The sequence below is a fragment of the Dolichospermum sp. FACHB-1250 genome, assembly GCF_014696335.1.
Lineage (GTDB): Bacteria > Cyanobacteriota > Cyanobacteriia > Cyanobacteriales > Nostocaceae > Dolichospermum > Dolichospermum planctonicum.
In genome coordinates, this window is record NZ_JACJPZ010000006.1 from 73,199 (window position 1) to 87,742 (window position 14,544).

Below are 14,544 nucleotides of genomic sequence, written 5' to 3' on the forward strand. Positions count from 1 at the left end.
ATTCAAGAGATCAAACTTTGCGCCTTGACGGGAAACATAACTCATACCTGCATTATGTAACGCCAAAAAATTAATTATCCTTGCTATTAAACAACTGTTACTGGTGAATTGACAATTGAGCAAGGTAATATCTACTTTAACATCTCAGTTAACAAAGATGCTGGATGTTGACTATGAGGCCACGCAAAAGCATGACGAAAGGCTGCATTTTGACAAGCTTGTAACTGTTGAAAATTAATAATGTCGTAAGTCAAAAGATTTTCATATTCAAAGGGTAGACGCATATTATGCAGCCCGGCATTATCCGTACAAATGGCGATATCAACTTCTGCTGCAAAACATCGGTCAAAGACTAATTTTAGCTGACGAATATCCTGCAAAGTGCCTGTTTTTAAATAAGTTGTGGGACAAACTTCTAAACATTGTCCTCTTTTAGCAATTTCTGGAAGTAATTCAGGATACAAAAGAGGAATTTGAATACCATGACCAATTCGCATTAAATAGGGTAGCAATTCTGGATAACAACCATCTTGAGTTTCATAAAGATGCCCTGTGGTGTTAATATTTAATGAATGGGCATAATTATATAAATGTATCCATTCTGCCATCCTTTCAGCATAATAGCGATCGCCTCCTGCCACGTCTATGCCGCAAACATATTCCCTATTTCGCGCTGCTAAATCAATAATGGCCTGATTTACCTCGAAAGGTAAACGGGAGTGCATACAGAGGATTTGACGGGTAATAATGGGATATTCGGGGATATGACTAGATTTACCGACAATATCCACAATTTCCGCCATTTTATCAATTCTCTGATTTTGACTCAAATGTTCAGGAGTTCGTAAATATGGGGTATAACGTAATTCCAAATAAGCCAAATTCTCAAAAATATAAGCACCGCGCAATAAGCGGTAAATAAAGTAGGGTAAGGTTTCCACCGTTTGGACACTTTCTACCAAAGTATGTAGTTCTAGATACTCATCCAATGTATTACGGGGACGGGTGTAAAAATCTTCAAATTCTGGATATTCAGCAAAGGGAGAAATTAACTCAGTATTGTGACGCTGAAAATATCGCCAGAGGACACGAGGTACAACTGAACCACCTAGATGCCGATGCAATTCTGCGTATAAAGCCATAGTGGTATTTTGCTGTAAAAACTTAATTAATTGTAACAAAAACCTAGACAATATTTTCTTTGTCATCCAATTTTGAGTAAAATTCTACTCTAGATTCTGGGCTTTGTGCAAACAGATTTTCATTTGTTTGGCCAATACCCTGACATTAGGTTCATCAAGAAGGGAAAGATGAGATCCGGGAATATATTTAACATCTAAATCACCAATTATTATTTCATCCCAACCAAATTTTGAGTCATATTCCATACCTATAGCATCCGTCCGATTTTCATCTTTTGTGCGAAAGAGAGTTACTTTACCTGAATAAGGTTGAAAGGTATATGTATTCATAGCTTGAGTATAAATATCATCCCTGTGTAAATAGTTATTTATTTTAGGTGTCCGGGGATTAAATATCTGAGTAACAAGTCGTAAGTAATGTTGAAAAATTTGTTTCATATAAAACTTAGTGTGTTTGTAGAAACTTTTAGCCTTGTGAGAAATATAGTTAGATCTGCGTTGTCTGATATAATTAAGATGTAAATAAATTCGTTTTAGGAATGATAACCGTCGCTTATAACCGGGACGACAGGTATCTAACATAGCTAAAAATGCAACTTTTTGACCTTGACGGTGGAGTTGTTGAGCTATTTCATAAGCAATAATACCTCCAAAAGAATATCCTCCCAAAAAGTAAGGTCCTTGAGGTTGAAGAGTCTGAATTTCTTGAAGATATTGGGAGGCCATGTTTTCAACCCGAACTACAGGAAACTGTTTTTGATCTGGTTTTTGTGGTTGGAGTCCATACAAGGGTTGTTCTAATCCTAAATGTCTGGCTAAATTGCGATAACATAACACTTCTCCCCCTAAAGGATGAATCATAAATATGGGTGGTTTTGTCCCGTGGGGTTGAATTTTCACTAAGGATGAATAATTGGCTTTGGGAGTGTTTTCTAAAACTGTTTCTTGGTGAATAATTTGGGCTATTGCTGCTATTGTAGCTGACGGAAACAAAGCTGCTAGGGGCAATTTTTTAGCAAATATATGTTCTATATCAGCAAATAATCGCACTGCTAATAAGGAATTTCCCCCCAATTCAAAAAAATCATCTTGAACACCAATGGGTTGAACACCTAATAAATCTCCCCAAACTTTGATTAACTGACTTTCTATATCATTTTGGGGCTTAACAAAGTTTTCAGTCCCTTCGGGTTTAATTAAATTAAATGCGGCTAGTCCCTTTCTATCTAGTTTACCATTGGGTGTTAATGGCAAAGTATCTAAAAAAATAAAGGCACTAGGAAGCATATATTCGGGTAGTTTATTTTGTAAATGTTGTCGGATTTCTTTAGTAGTAGCTGCTGGTTGTTTTTTGGCAACAATATAGGCTATGAGACGTTTATTTTCTGGGATATCTTCTGTAGCTACGACCACTGCTTCTTGAAGATGAGGAATTTTCAGCAATTCCATTTCAATTTCTGCAACTTCAATACGGAAACCTCTAATTTTTACCTGAAAATCTTTTCTACCTTTATGAACTAAACAACCATCAGATTGAATACAGCCTAAATCACCAGTGCGGTAAATTCTTTCTTTACTATTTTGAATATCTGGTAAAAAGACAGTTTGGGTTAATTCTGGTTTTTGCCAATAACCCAGAGCTAAATATTCACTTTTTAGAGCAATTTCTCCAGTATTACCATTTTTAACTTCTAGGCCATTTTCATCTAAAATGACAACTTCCATATCTTGAACTGGGTAGCCCATAGGTATGGTACTATTTGCAATTTTCGTGTTTTTATCAACTATGAAATTACAAAAAGTTCCTGCTTCTGTTGCACCTAAACTGGCATATAAAATACAATTTGCAGAAAAATACTTTTTGTAGTTTTCTACATCTCTAATTAAGGTAGCTTCACCACCTAATTTAACTAGACGAATTTTAGGAAATTGTTCTGTATCTGTCAGGATCTCTACAAAATGTCTAAATAGGGTTGTAAAGGAATGATAAATAGTAATTTCTGATGTAATTAGCCATTTTACTAAATTAGTTAATCCCTGCTCTTTGACATTAAAAGGATAGAGACTAGCACCATTAAGTAAAGTGTAGAAAATACATAATATTCCTCCCAATGCACTACAGGAATAGAGGAAAACTACACGATCTTGATGGCTAATTAATAAGGTTTTTGTATCATTCATGCAGTAATGTAAAGAATTTCGATGACTATGCACTACTCCTTTAGGTTTACCGGTTGAACCACTAGTGTAAATTATATAAGCTAGTGTTTCTGGTGATATTTTAATCAGAGGATTTTTCTCAGAATTATTGCTATTAATATTGTCTTTAATATTATCTATATTAAATAATTGACAATTATTAGCTAATTTCCTGGCTAAATCCCAATTCAAATTATTAGTAATGAATGCAACGGCTTGGGAATCTTCAATAATATAAGTAAGTCTATCAACGGGAAATGTGGGATCTAAAGGAACAAAGATTTTACCTGTTTTTAAAACTCCCAGAATACTTGTAATGAAATCTGCACCTTTTTCTAGCAATAAGACAATTACTTCTAGTTGTTCTCCTCTTTGGGAGAGAATTGTATTTGCTAACCGATTAGCATTTTCATTTAATTGTCTGTAGGTCAGGATTTGATTATTGGTTTTGATAGCAATAGCATGAGGATATTTATTAACTTGTTGTTCAAATCGTTGAGGAATAGATTGCTCAATCTCTGACTTAGGAAAATCTATAAAACCTTCCGGTTTTGCAATTAAACGATTACAAACAAACTTTTGCTGAAAAATTGCACTAGGAATTGTCTGATAAATATTAGTCATTGGTATATATCCTACTTGATTTATGGTAAAGTTCTGGCTTTTTAAGCTGATTTTAGATTCAATCATTGAAGATTTTAAATCTAAAACCTATGATGGTATTAATGGAAATTTTAGATGATAATTTATATCTTTTTCGTTTATCTTACTTCCTTTAAATCAAAATGTGGATTTATAAAAATAAATTGTACGAGCAATTATGATAAACCGCTATACCTAATGACCAGGTTTCATCAAATCTTTATTTATGCTGTAAATAAATTAACTAAATTGATATAAAAATATAGATTCCCGATTTTTTGAATAAATCGAGAATATTGAATTAATTATCAGTTGCGTTCTTTCTCCAACTGCTCAATTACTCTTTGTAAATACCAATCATCTGACATTCCCGGCTCATGATATTCTTGTTGTTGAATTAAGCGTTCTGCTATTTCCCAGTGTCCCCCCACTAAACGCAAAAGTCGCTGACGTAAAACTTCATATTTCTGATTTTTGATTTCGGGACTAGATGTTTGGATTTTTTGTAAATTATTTAATACTTCTTGGTAATTTTCCCAGTCTTCTTGTTCACAATAAATACTAGCTGCTTTTTGATAATCGGATACAGCATTTTGCATTTCTTCTAACAATGTATAGGCCAGACCGCGATTATAGTATGCTGGAGCATGATCAGGATGAATTTCCAATGCTTGACTATAATCTTGAATTGCGTGGAGATAATCACCCATAGTCCGATAAATATTACCTTTAGCAACATAAACTAAAGGATCTTGTGGCTGCATTTTCAATGCTTGGTTTAAGTCAGATAATGCACCTTGATAATCACCAATTTGGAAACGTGCTTTTCCGCGATTTCTATAAACAATTGCGTCTTGAAAATTTAGTTTTATTGCATAATTAAAGTCGGCTATAGCGTCTTGATAATTACCAATTTTACACTGGATTACTCCCCGAAAACAATAAGCTTTTCCATCATTTGGATCAGTTTTTAATACCCAATTTAAATCAGCAATTGCTTCTTGTGTTTCTCCATTTTCTGCTTTTGCTAATAATTGATGAAAATATTGATTTGTAGAGATAATAGATAGAGGTGTAGATTTAGTTATTTGCGTTTTTTCAGGTGGTTGTAACTGTTGAATTTTCTGCAAACAGGCTTGACATTTTTCTTTGTTTTTTTGTTCTAAATATAGTTTAGCTGCTTTTTTAAAATTATTAATTGCATCTTGAATATCCCCTTGTTTTCGTCTTACTATTCCCCGTAAATCATAAGCAGCAGCATAATTAGAATTAAGACGAATTGCGCTGTCTAAATCATCTAAAGCACCAGGAAAATTTTTTAATGTTAATCTAGCCAAAGCTCGACAGTAAAAAACTTCTGGAATAGATTCATCCAGCTTTATAGCTGTGGTATAATCATAAACAGCTGGCAAAATTTCTCCTGAATCATAATATGCTAAACCCCGTTGGATATATGCTTTGGTAAATTTAGGATTTTCCTGAATAGCCAAGTTAAAATCTGCTATAGCACCAGTATAATCTTTTTGTTGGGCTTTTTCTAATCCCCGATTGTAAAATTCGTTATTCATAATTGGTAATGGAAAAAAATCAAGAATTTCTTAATTTAATTATACACCAATTCAACCAGATACCCGACTTCTTGAAGAAATCGGGGATATGAATCTCTCTAGAACATTTATATTTCCTAAAAATCAGAGATTAAACTAGGATAATTGATCACAAATACATCCCTAGTTCCTAACCCAGGATTCTGGGGTTTTATGGGAGTAGTAAAATGAAAAAATTGATGTTCATTGACTAAAATTATTTCTCCAGGTTGCAAAACTTTGTTAAAAACTGGCTTTTCCTTTTTCGCAGCATATAAATGAGTTTCTCCACCTTCAATATTATCTCTTCCTGCGGAAAAAATACCAATAAAATCACTACCATCTCTGTGGATACCTTCAGGAGCAGGATTTCCTAAATTATTTGGTGAACAGGTAGTTCTAATTTGATGAACATCAATTTCTGCTTCTATATCTAGTTTACAAGAATCACAGAATGCGAAAATCAGATGCTTAAACATATCCAGTTCTATGAGTGCATTATCCAATTCTGAAAACTCCCTTTTTATCCCTCCCAATAAAGGATTATGTTCTCTAGTTTGTAATAGATATCCGTGTGGAAGTTTGAGCAACTTATCTCTAGAAACTAGAAACCTGGATAACCTGCGTGAGCGATATTTCCCCTTAATATAAGGATCAATTGGTAAATTATCAAAAAATGGCTGAAAACCTATGGTATTAATGGAGTTTACTTTTCTAAGGGTAAACAGAAAAGCATATTCTAATTCCCTATCAAGTGAGACTTTTCGCATAGAATATTTCTCCTTGTATTGGTAAATGCTACCATTTGGACAAAAATGGTAGGTTTATAATGTCCATTATATTCAAATTTGATAAAAATATCGTAAATTTGACTACAAAAACGAATTATTTATGATTAAAATTAGACTTTGTGGCTTAGTTGTCCCTTAGTGATGGATAAACATATAGATTTTATGATTTTGCGTATTGGGTTTATTCCTATTTTCCTAATCTCCTCTAGTCAGCAAGACTGGGAATGATTTTGAGTTAATATGAGTAAATGTTCTACCTAATTGATGATCATGACAGATTGGCTTTATAACTACCCAACTCTATATGCTGGTACTTTACTCAAACGCTACAAGCGGTTTTTTGCTGATATTCAATTAAATTCTGGAGAATTGATCACAGCACATTGTCCAAATACAGGACCAATGACAGGAGTTTCTACTATTGGTAGTGCTGTACAAGTTTCTAAAAGTGATAATCCTCAACGAAAACTAGCATATACTTTAGAACTAATAGAAGTCAATGATCATGCAACAACTTGGGTGGGTGTAAATACAGCCTTACCTAACCGTGTCATCAAATTAGCTTTAGAGAAACATTTATTCTCAGAATTAACTGAATATGAACAAGTTAAAAGTGAAGTTGTCTATGGAAAAGATCGCAAAAGTCGAGTTGATTTTTATTTAACAGGAAATGCTCAACAACGTCCGATTTATTTAGAGGTGAAAAATACAACTTGGTCTCAAGGAACTTTAGCCTTATTTCCCGACACAGAAACTACCAGAGGACAAAAACATCTACAGGAATTAATAGAAATTCTCCCTCAAAATCGGGCAGTAATGCTATATTTTATTAACCGGAATGATTGTTTAGAATTTGCACCTGGGGACAGCAAAGATCCCCTATATGGTAAATTATTAAGGGCAGCGATTAATCTAGGTTTAGAAGTTTTACCATGTCGGTTTGATATTTCTCCAGCAGGTATCCGTTATTTAGGTTTAGCAGAACTAAAAATATAGACGTGATAGCTATATTAAATTATGAAATTTGAAGATTTAAAATTTTAAACTTCGCGCTTTGGAAACTACAGCCGAAGAAAAAGCTGAATCTCAATTAAGAGAAATTGCGGTGAATTTGTGGCAAAATGGGATGTCTCTAGAACAAGTGGCTCAGCCAACGGGTTTAGAAGCAGGACTTACGCAAAAAGAACCGAAAGTAGGGGTAATTCATGAATTACCCCTACGCAAGAATAAGGTGTTCAGCCACATCTTACGTAAGTCCTAAGAAGTTACAGAAATAGAAAAATGGCAGGTTTAATTTGATCAACAAATTAAGTTCAATAATTTTAATTATGGGTGTTTCTGGTTCTGGTAAAACTACAATTGGTAAACTTTTAGCTGAATTACTCAACTGGGAATTTAGAGACGCTGACAACTTCCATAAACTAGCAAACATTGAAAAAATGCAGTTAGGAATTGCCCTCAATGATGGTGATAGAATATCTTGGTTAGAAGATTTGCAAACAGCTATCAAAAATTGGCTACAAGAAAACAAAAATGTTGTTTTGGCCTGTTCTGCACTCAAAACCAGTTATCGTCAAATGCTGATAATTGATAGCCGCATTCAGTTAGTTTACCTCAAGGGGTCTTTTGATGTCATTGAAAATCGGCTAAAAGCCCGGAAAAATCACTTTATGACTGAAAAGCTCCTCAAAAGTCAGTTTAATGACCTTGAAGAGCCAGATAATTGTATTTGTTTTGATGTTTCCCAAGCCCCGGAAGTAATTGTAGAAAAGATTAAAAAGGCTTTAGGCTAGTTGATGAGAACTCACAAAAGCATCAACTTCCGCAGCAGTGGGTTGAGAAGCGATCGCACCTGGTTTAAGAGTAGTTAAAGCTCCCACAGCACTGGCATAGGTGACAATTTTTCTAGCGGTTTCCGCGTCTTTGAGTCTGTGAATCCCAACTTGATGCAATTGGTGGATAAACCCAGCCAAAAACCCATCTCCCGCACCAGTGGTATCTACAACAGGCACGGAAAAAGCTGGTAATTTACCTTCATTCTCCCCTAAACAATAGGTGCAACCATTTTCACCATCTGTCACTAAAACTCCCTCCAAAGAATTGAGTCTATAAGTAATTGCTCCAGGATCTATTGTATTAAATAACCATTGCGCTTCTTCCTTGGTCAATTTGATAAAATCAAATCTCCCTAATAAAGCTTGAATTTTGGTCTTGGCTGTATTTTCATCTGGCCAAAATACTGGTCGCCAATTGACATCAAGAATAATTTTTAGGTCATATTGTTCTGCCAATTCTAAAGCTCGTAATACAGCTTGCTCACTTTCAGGATAGGCTAATTCTAGAGTTCCTAGCACCAAAAAGTCAGCTTCATCAAACAGCGCGGGTGGTAATTTTGTAGATTGGAGGCGGGTATCAGCAAATTCTGAAGTATCATATTTACCAAAACCGGCAAAAGTGCGATCGCCTGTTAAATCCCTAACTACATATACTTGTCTCGTTGGTGCTGTAGGATGACGTTGCACACCAGTTGTATTTACGCCGACCGTTTCTAGTAATTTTATCAGTGTATTCCCTGATTCATCCTCACCCACTGCGCCCATAAATCCGGCTGATGTCCCCAACTTCACTAAAGCACAAGCCACATTTGCCGGCGCTCCTCCTGGGTAGGGAGTCCATGATTTCACTTCCTCTAGTTTAAGTCCCAATTCATCAGCTAAACAATCAAATAGGACTTCACCAAGACATAGAACACGGGGATTAATCATTGCGTTTTTGATTTTCTATGGGGCATTATATATTTAATTTATATATTTAGTTTGACAGCTTTTCAATTAATTCTAGTTAAAATCAATACTTTTTATCTGTAGTGTATATGACTACAAACCTAAAATCAAAAGAAAATTTTGACATTAGTAGTATTAGTAACATTTAAAACTATCTACCTCCGCAAAAATCTTCTAGAATAAGGAATAAGACTTGAGTACATATACTAAGGGAGGAATAGTAAGTAATGGCTGCTAGTGAGTCTGGAAACCATGTTAGTCTGTCAGACAGAGAAATGCAAATTATCGACTTAGTGGCCACCGGCTTAACTAACCAAGAAATTGCAGCAAAGCTGGAAATTAGCAAACGGACAGTTGATAACCATATTAGCAATATTCTCACTAAAACTAAGACTGATAACCGTGTGGCCTTAGTTCGCTGGGCTTTACAATGGGGTAAAGTCTGTTTAAACGATGTTAATTGCTGTTCTCTTCCCCTTGGAAATGATCAAAGTATGTCCACGTGAAGCAGGATTGTAGTTAAAAAGCTGATTAATCAAGCTTTTTAGTTATTTTAAAGATTCCTGCTCAGAGGTATGGGTGGTTGATTTACGCTGTTGTGTATTAGCAACGTTTTATATTTAAAAAGTAACGTAAAAATACAGGTATGGACAGGCGTAAATCAATTATCCTGTGAATATGGTTGATTTGGTTATTGAAGTAACGAAGTCAGGTAAGGAGAGTATCAATACTCCCAAACACATACAATTAAGAAGCTATTGATACATAATTAAAAAACCCGGCTGAACCGGGCAGATGTACTTTTTGTCAAGTTTTAGCGAATGATCACTATTGGTTGATTTCACAAGTTAAAGGACAAGCTGCATAAACAGTAGTTTGGGTTTTTTCAGCTTCACCATGTAGCCAGCTTAACCATTTTACCTGCTTAGGATGAATACCCTTAGCTGTGAGAACTCCAGCAGCAATTAATACTGCCATAACATTAAGCATTACTAAACCACCTGCCACAACTAAAACTGCACTAGCGGGCATTACGGATTGTAACACAATAGACAACAGACATCCAATTGTAGCCATCAATACAACCAGTGGAAAACCGACGACTAACAAGCACACTGCCAATGTAAATGTCCAGATTAAAAAGCTTTTCATCACTAACAAGGAGTGGGTCTGAACCAGATTAGAGCTTTGAGCAGAAACCATGACTTTTCCTCCTAAATACACAGCAAGTTTAAATTTCAGTTATTTATCGCTGGGAGGCGAATAAACCGATTTTGTTTCAGTGAAATTTAGTATATAAAACCTTAGCACCAAAATGAGCATTTCTTTACTAAACTTTACAGTTAATTTTTTGTGCTTATGAATGAGAAGCCAGATATGCCCACAGGAAAGGAAATAAGTTTGGCTGTATGCCTTTAGAAATATGGACTAACGGTAGATGAGAACCAGAACCTGATCCCCGCCCTTGGATTGCCTAGATGCTTAATATTTCTTATATAAAACCGTATTGTTTCTCATAATTTATCTAATTGATCAACAGATGAATTAAACAAGTCTCGTGGGCTTGATCTAACAGATTTTTCCGTTCCCTGTTTTTTGTCCTGGTGATTTGCAATTATACTGATATACTGATGAATAAACTCATAAAAACCCCTAAAAACACCTGACCACTGACCACTAACCAATGACTAAGTTGAATGTAGACAAACTATCTCAGCCTCAGTTATTCAAGGGTATTGCTTTGTTTACACCTGGAGGAGATTTAATTTATTGTATTGATCCTAGTAAACAAGGAAGATGGCATTTAAATCTGTGTGCGGCTTTGCAGGAAATCCTGGATTTACCAGAACCGCCACATTTTTTAGTTCCTTGTTATACTGCAACTATTGATCATTGGTTAAATCCTCGGACTCAAAAAGTCCAAGTCTTTGCGGAGGCCTATCCCGCAGTCATGCGTCATCAAGCTGTGCTAAATGCGATTTTTGGGGATGGGGATTTAATCTGGCAATCAGCAGCCTGGCAAGATGGATTGTGCGATCGCCTGGTATTATCAACTTATCGTGCTGCATTTCCTCAACTGTGGCAAGATCATGATTTAATTGTGCGTCTAGATTTAACTGATTCTCCCTCACAGTATCAACAACCAATCATGACTACACAACCTGCACCCCAAAATATCCCAGATTCTCCAGGTTTTGTTTTACGCTTGTTTGTTGCTGGACACAGTATAACCACTGAAAAAATTTTACAAAACTTGCACGAATCATTAGAACGATCTTTAGGGTATCCTTATACTCTTAAAGTAGTTGATGTTCTCACTAATCCAGAACAGGCCGAAATTGATCAAGTTTCTGCTACTCCTACCTTGGTTAAGGTTTGGCCTCATCCAATTCGGCGCATGGTTGGTAATTTAGATAACTTTGATAAAGTTCTACAGATGTTAGCGGGACAGTAAATCATTTCCAATGTCCAATGTCCAATTTAAAATTTGAGGATTTGTATAATATGAACCTTACTTGGTTAGATAGCAATAGTTGGTTAATTGAAATTGGTCAACAGCGAATACTAATTGACCCCTGGTTAATTGGTACTTTAACCTTTAACAATTTAGATTGGTTATTCAAAGGTTATCGTTCTCAGGATCGGTCAATACCAGATAATATAAATTTAATTCTGCTTTCTCAGGGTTTAGAAGATCACGCACACCCACCCACTTTAAAGCAACTTGACAAAAATATTCCTGTTGTTGCTTCTCCCAATGCGGCTAAAGTGGTAGAAAAACTAGGTTATCAACAAATCATCAGTCTTCAACATGGTGAAACCTTCATTTTAAATCAGCAAATAGAAATTAAAGCTGTTCTGGGTTCTCCCATTGGACCTACTTTACTAGAAAATGGCTATCTGCTCAAAAACCTAGCCGATAATTCTACATTGTATTATGAACCCCACGGTTATCATTCTCCGCAACTTCAAGAAATAGCACCCATTGACGTAGTAATTACACCTATCATTGATTTGAGTGTACCCCTACTCGGTCCGATTATCAAAGGTATGAATAGCGCCCTAGAACTAGCAAAATCCGTAAAACCTCAATTTATCCTCCCTACCGCAGCCGGAGGGGATATTTTCTTTGAGGGACTACTGGTAAAATTTCTCCAAGCTAGGGGAAATACGACAGAATTTCAGACTTTATTAGAAAATAACAATTTAACAACTAAGGTGATCACTCCTCACCCTGGCGAAAAAATTAGTGTTTGAATTATGGAAAAACCAACCACTCCAGGACGGGGAGAAATAAGAGTTTAAATTGATTTCTGGTAAGTAAGTCATCAGGATGTTATTATTTGCGGTTGAAGCACTTGATATCAATTTAACTAGATCAAGTCTTCTAAATATCTGAGGAGTGTGACTAACTATGTCGAAAATTCGTATCTCTTTAGCTTTAAGTATAGCTACCATAGCCAGTGGTTTCTTTTTAGCCGCTTGTGAAAGTCCTAAACCTCCCTCTAAGGCGGTTAGTACCCCTTCACCAACAGCTACCACCACAACCAGTGATACCAAGGGATTGAAAATTGGTAGTTTATTACCCACCACTGGTGACTTGGCTTCTATTGGACAACAAATGGTTGGTTCTGTTCCCTTACTGGTGGAAACTGTTAATGCTTGTGGAGGTGTCAATGGTGAAAAAGTTACTTTGGTAGAAGTAGACGACCAAACTGACCCTAAAGCCGGCGCTGCGGGTATGACTAAATTAGCAACTTTAGATAAAGTCGGTGGTGTAGTCGGTTCTTTTGCGAGTAGTGTTTCCACTGCGGCGGTTTCCGTGGCTGTACCTAATAAAGTCATGCTGATTTCTCCTGGTAGCACTAGCCCCGTATTTACTGACAAAGCTCAAAAAGGCGACTTTAAAGGCTTTTGGGCGCGGACTGCTCCCCCTGATACCTACCAAGCATTAGCTTTAGCCCAACTCGCTAAGAAAAAAGGCTTTAAACGAGTTTCCACTGTGGTCATTAATAATGACTATGGTGTGGGTTTTGAAAAAGCATTTGTGCAAACTTTTGAGAAATTAGGTGGTACAGTAGTTAATAAAGATAAGCCTATTCGCTACGACCCCAAGGCTCAAACCTTTGATACAGAAGCATCTGCCGCTTTTGCAGGTAAACCAGATGCAGTTTTAGCCGTATTGTATGCTGAAACCGGTAGTTTATTCCTGAAAGCTGCTTATCAACAGGGTGTTACCAAAGGTGTACAAATTTTACTCACAGACGGTGTAAAATCCGATAGTTTCCCTGATCAAGTTGGTAAAGGTAAGGATGGTAAATATATCTTATCTGGCGCAATTGGTACAGTTCCCGGTTCTAGTGGTAAAGGTTTAGAAAATTTTAATAAACTTTGGAAAGATAAAAAAGGTACTTCTCCAGGAGAATACGCCCCTCAAGCCTGGGACGCTGCGGCCTTATTGGTATTAGCAGCCCAAGCCGCTAAGGAAAATACCGGGGTGGCTATTGCTAGTAAATTGCGAGAAGTAGCTGCTGGTAAGGGTACACCAGTAAGTGATGTTTGTCAAGGGCTAAAGCTTCTAAAAGAAGGTAAACAAATCAACTATCAAGGCGCAAGCGGTGATGTAGATGTTGATACTAACGGTGATGTCATTGGTACTTACGATGTTTGGACTGTGGGGGATGATGGCAAAATCAAGGTAATTGACAAGGTAAGTCCTAAATAGAGTATATAAGAGTATGGACAGGAAGTTAAACTTCCTGGCCTTTAATTCGTTTAAAATCCTTTGAAGTTATAACCAACTCCCAGTAAAATACCGACATCAACTGTATCAAAAAATCCAGTGTTTATGGCGGCGGTGGCGGTAAATTTTTGATTGAGAGGTATGTCAACACCACCAGTGACTAAAACAGCAGTTTCAGATTTATCACCAGTTTGAATGACTGCACCTACTCCAATGTACGGAACTATAGTTACAGGGGTGGTCAGTGGATCTGCTGGTTTAACAGAAAAGTCGTAGGTGATAGGAACAAGAAATGTTGTATCTGTTCCTAGTATAACTGACGGTCTAGCTGATAGAGATTTGGTAAAACGAATTTTACTCATGAAGCTGAAATTACCATCACTCAAGGCTGAAGAGCCGCCTGTTATACCAATGTTAGTACCAATACCGATATAGCTACCAGGAGTTTGATTTTGATTGGGTATAGCTGCTTCAATGTCCGCTTGCGCTACTTGATTAGATGATTGTGTTTTTTCAGACACTGTTTGAGCATTTACGGAATGCCCACCACCTAAAATTACTAAAGCCGCAATACCTGGTAAGGCTAAAAAATTTTTACCAAGAATAATATTACTCATGTTCACTTCTCACTAGATTTAAGATTGACACCTGTTTAGA

The 14,544-nt window shown here is 36.3% G+C and carries 14 protein-coding genes; 7 read left to right on the forward strand and 7 right to left on the reverse strand.

All coding sequences use genetic code 11. The annotated features are described in order from the left end of the window. Window positions 1–131: 131 nt before the first annotated feature. From H6F39_RS03565 to H6F39_RS03580, 4 genes are all read right to left on the reverse strand, one after another. The gene (locus tag H6F39_RS03565; RefSeq protein WP_137908865.1) at window positions 132–1,142 is read right to left on the reverse strand and encodes an adenosine deaminase; all 1,011 of its coding nucleotides are present in this window, start codon (window positions 1,140–1,142) and stop codon (window positions 132–134) included. 84 nt (window positions 1,143–1,226) lie between these two features. After that, entirely contained in the window at window positions 1,227–3,965 is a 2,739-nt protein-coding gene (locus tag H6F39_RS03570) for an amino acid adenylation domain-containing protein (protein ID WP_190396252.1), read from the reverse strand. Window positions 3,966–4,291: 326 nt separating this feature from the next. After that, window positions 4,292–5,551: a tetratricopeptide repeat protein gene (locus H6F39_RS03575; protein ID WP_190396253.1), complete on the reverse strand. Its 1,260-nt coding sequence runs from the start codon at window positions 5,549–5,551 to the stop codon at window positions 4,292–4,294. Window positions 5,552–5,667: 116 nt separating this feature from the next. Next, complete coding sequence (locus H6F39_RS03580; protein WP_190396254.1) at window positions 5,668–6,339, reverse strand: 2OG-Fe dioxygenase family protein; 672 nt, start codon at window positions 6,337–6,339, stop codon at window positions 5,668–5,670. Between the two features lie 291 nt (window positions 6,340–6,630). Between H6F39_RS03580 and sfsA the strand changes: the two genes are divergently transcribed. The 3 genes from sfsA (at window position 6,631) to H6F39_RS03595 (ending at window position 8,153) form a co-directional block, all read left to right on the forward strand. Continuing rightward, window positions 6,631–7,356: a DNA/RNA nuclease SfsA gene (gene sfsA, locus H6F39_RS03585; protein WP_137908857.1), complete on the forward strand. Its 726-nt coding sequence runs from the start codon at window positions 6,631–6,633 to the stop codon at window positions 7,354–7,356. Window positions 7,357–7,414: 58 nt separating this feature from the next. Further along, the gene (locus tag H6F39_RS03590) at window positions 7,415–7,621 is read left to right on the forward strand and encodes a hypothetical protein (RefSeq protein ID WP_190371997.1); all 207 of its coding nucleotides are present in this window, start codon (window positions 7,415–7,417) and stop codon (window positions 7,619–7,621) included. Window positions 7,622–7,688: 67 nt separating this feature from the next. Then, window positions 7,689–8,153 (forward strand): gluconokinase, encoded by a 465-nt coding sequence (locus H6F39_RS03595; RefSeq protein WP_190371960.1) that lies wholly within the window; start codon window positions 7,689–7,691, stop codon window positions 8,151–8,153. On the opposite strand, the gene H6F39_RS03600 is transcribed toward H6F39_RS03595, so the two are convergent. Further along, window positions 8,145–9,125, reverse strand: a complete 981-nt coding sequence (locus H6F39_RS03600; RefSeq protein WP_137908859.1) for a carbohydrate kinase — start codon at window positions 9,123–9,125, stop codon at window positions 8,145–8,147. The genes H6F39_RS03595 and H6F39_RS03600 overlap by 9 nt on opposite strands. Before the next feature lie 245 nt (window positions 9,126–9,370). Here H6F39_RS03600 and H6F39_RS03605 point away from each other — a divergent pair, with 245 nt between their 5' ends. Then, window positions 9,371–9,649, forward strand: a complete 279-nt coding sequence (locus H6F39_RS03605; protein WP_137908860.1) for a LuxR C-terminal-related transcriptional regulator — start codon at window positions 9,371–9,373, stop codon at window positions 9,647–9,649. A 322-nt stretch (window positions 9,650–9,971) separates the two neighbouring features. Here H6F39_RS03605 and H6F39_RS03610 read toward each other — a convergent pair whose 3' ends face one another. Then, on the reverse strand, window positions 9,972–10,346 hold the full coding sequence (locus H6F39_RS03610) for a hypothetical protein (RefSeq protein ID WP_137908861.1): 375 nt from the start codon (window positions 10,344–10,346) through the stop codon (window positions 9,972–9,974). A gap of 481 nt (window positions 10,347–10,827) precedes the next feature. On the opposite strand from H6F39_RS03610, the gene H6F39_RS03615 reads away from it, so the two are divergent. The 3 genes from H6F39_RS03615 to H6F39_RS03625 all read left to right on the forward strand — a co-directional run bounded on the left by H6F39_RS03615 (window position 10,828) and on the right by H6F39_RS03625 (window position 13,869). Beyond that, on the forward strand, window positions 10,828–11,598 hold the full coding sequence (locus tag H6F39_RS03615) for a circadian clock KaiB family protein (RefSeq protein ID WP_190396255.1): 771 nt from the start codon (window positions 10,828–10,830) through the stop codon (window positions 11,596–11,598). 50 nt (window positions 11,599–11,648) lie between these two features. Beyond that, complete coding sequence (locus H6F39_RS03620; protein WP_137908863.1) at window positions 11,649–12,401, forward strand: MBL fold metallo-hydrolase; 753 nt, start codon at window positions 11,649–11,651, stop codon at window positions 12,399–12,401. Between the two features lie 157 nt (window positions 12,402–12,558). Beyond that, on the forward strand, window positions 12,559–13,869 hold the full coding sequence (locus tag H6F39_RS03625; protein WP_137908864.1) for an ABC transporter substrate-binding protein: 1,311 nt from the start codon (window positions 12,559–12,561) through the stop codon (window positions 13,867–13,869). Window positions 13,870–13,919: 50 nt separating this feature from the next. Here H6F39_RS03625 and H6F39_RS03630 read toward each other — a convergent pair whose 3' ends face one another. Beyond that, window positions 13,920–14,504, reverse strand: coding sequence for a hypothetical protein (locus H6F39_RS03630; RefSeq protein ID WP_137909679.1), 585 nt, complete (start codon window positions 14,502–14,504; stop codon window positions 13,920–13,922). Window positions 14,505–14,544: the final 40 nt, after the last annotated feature.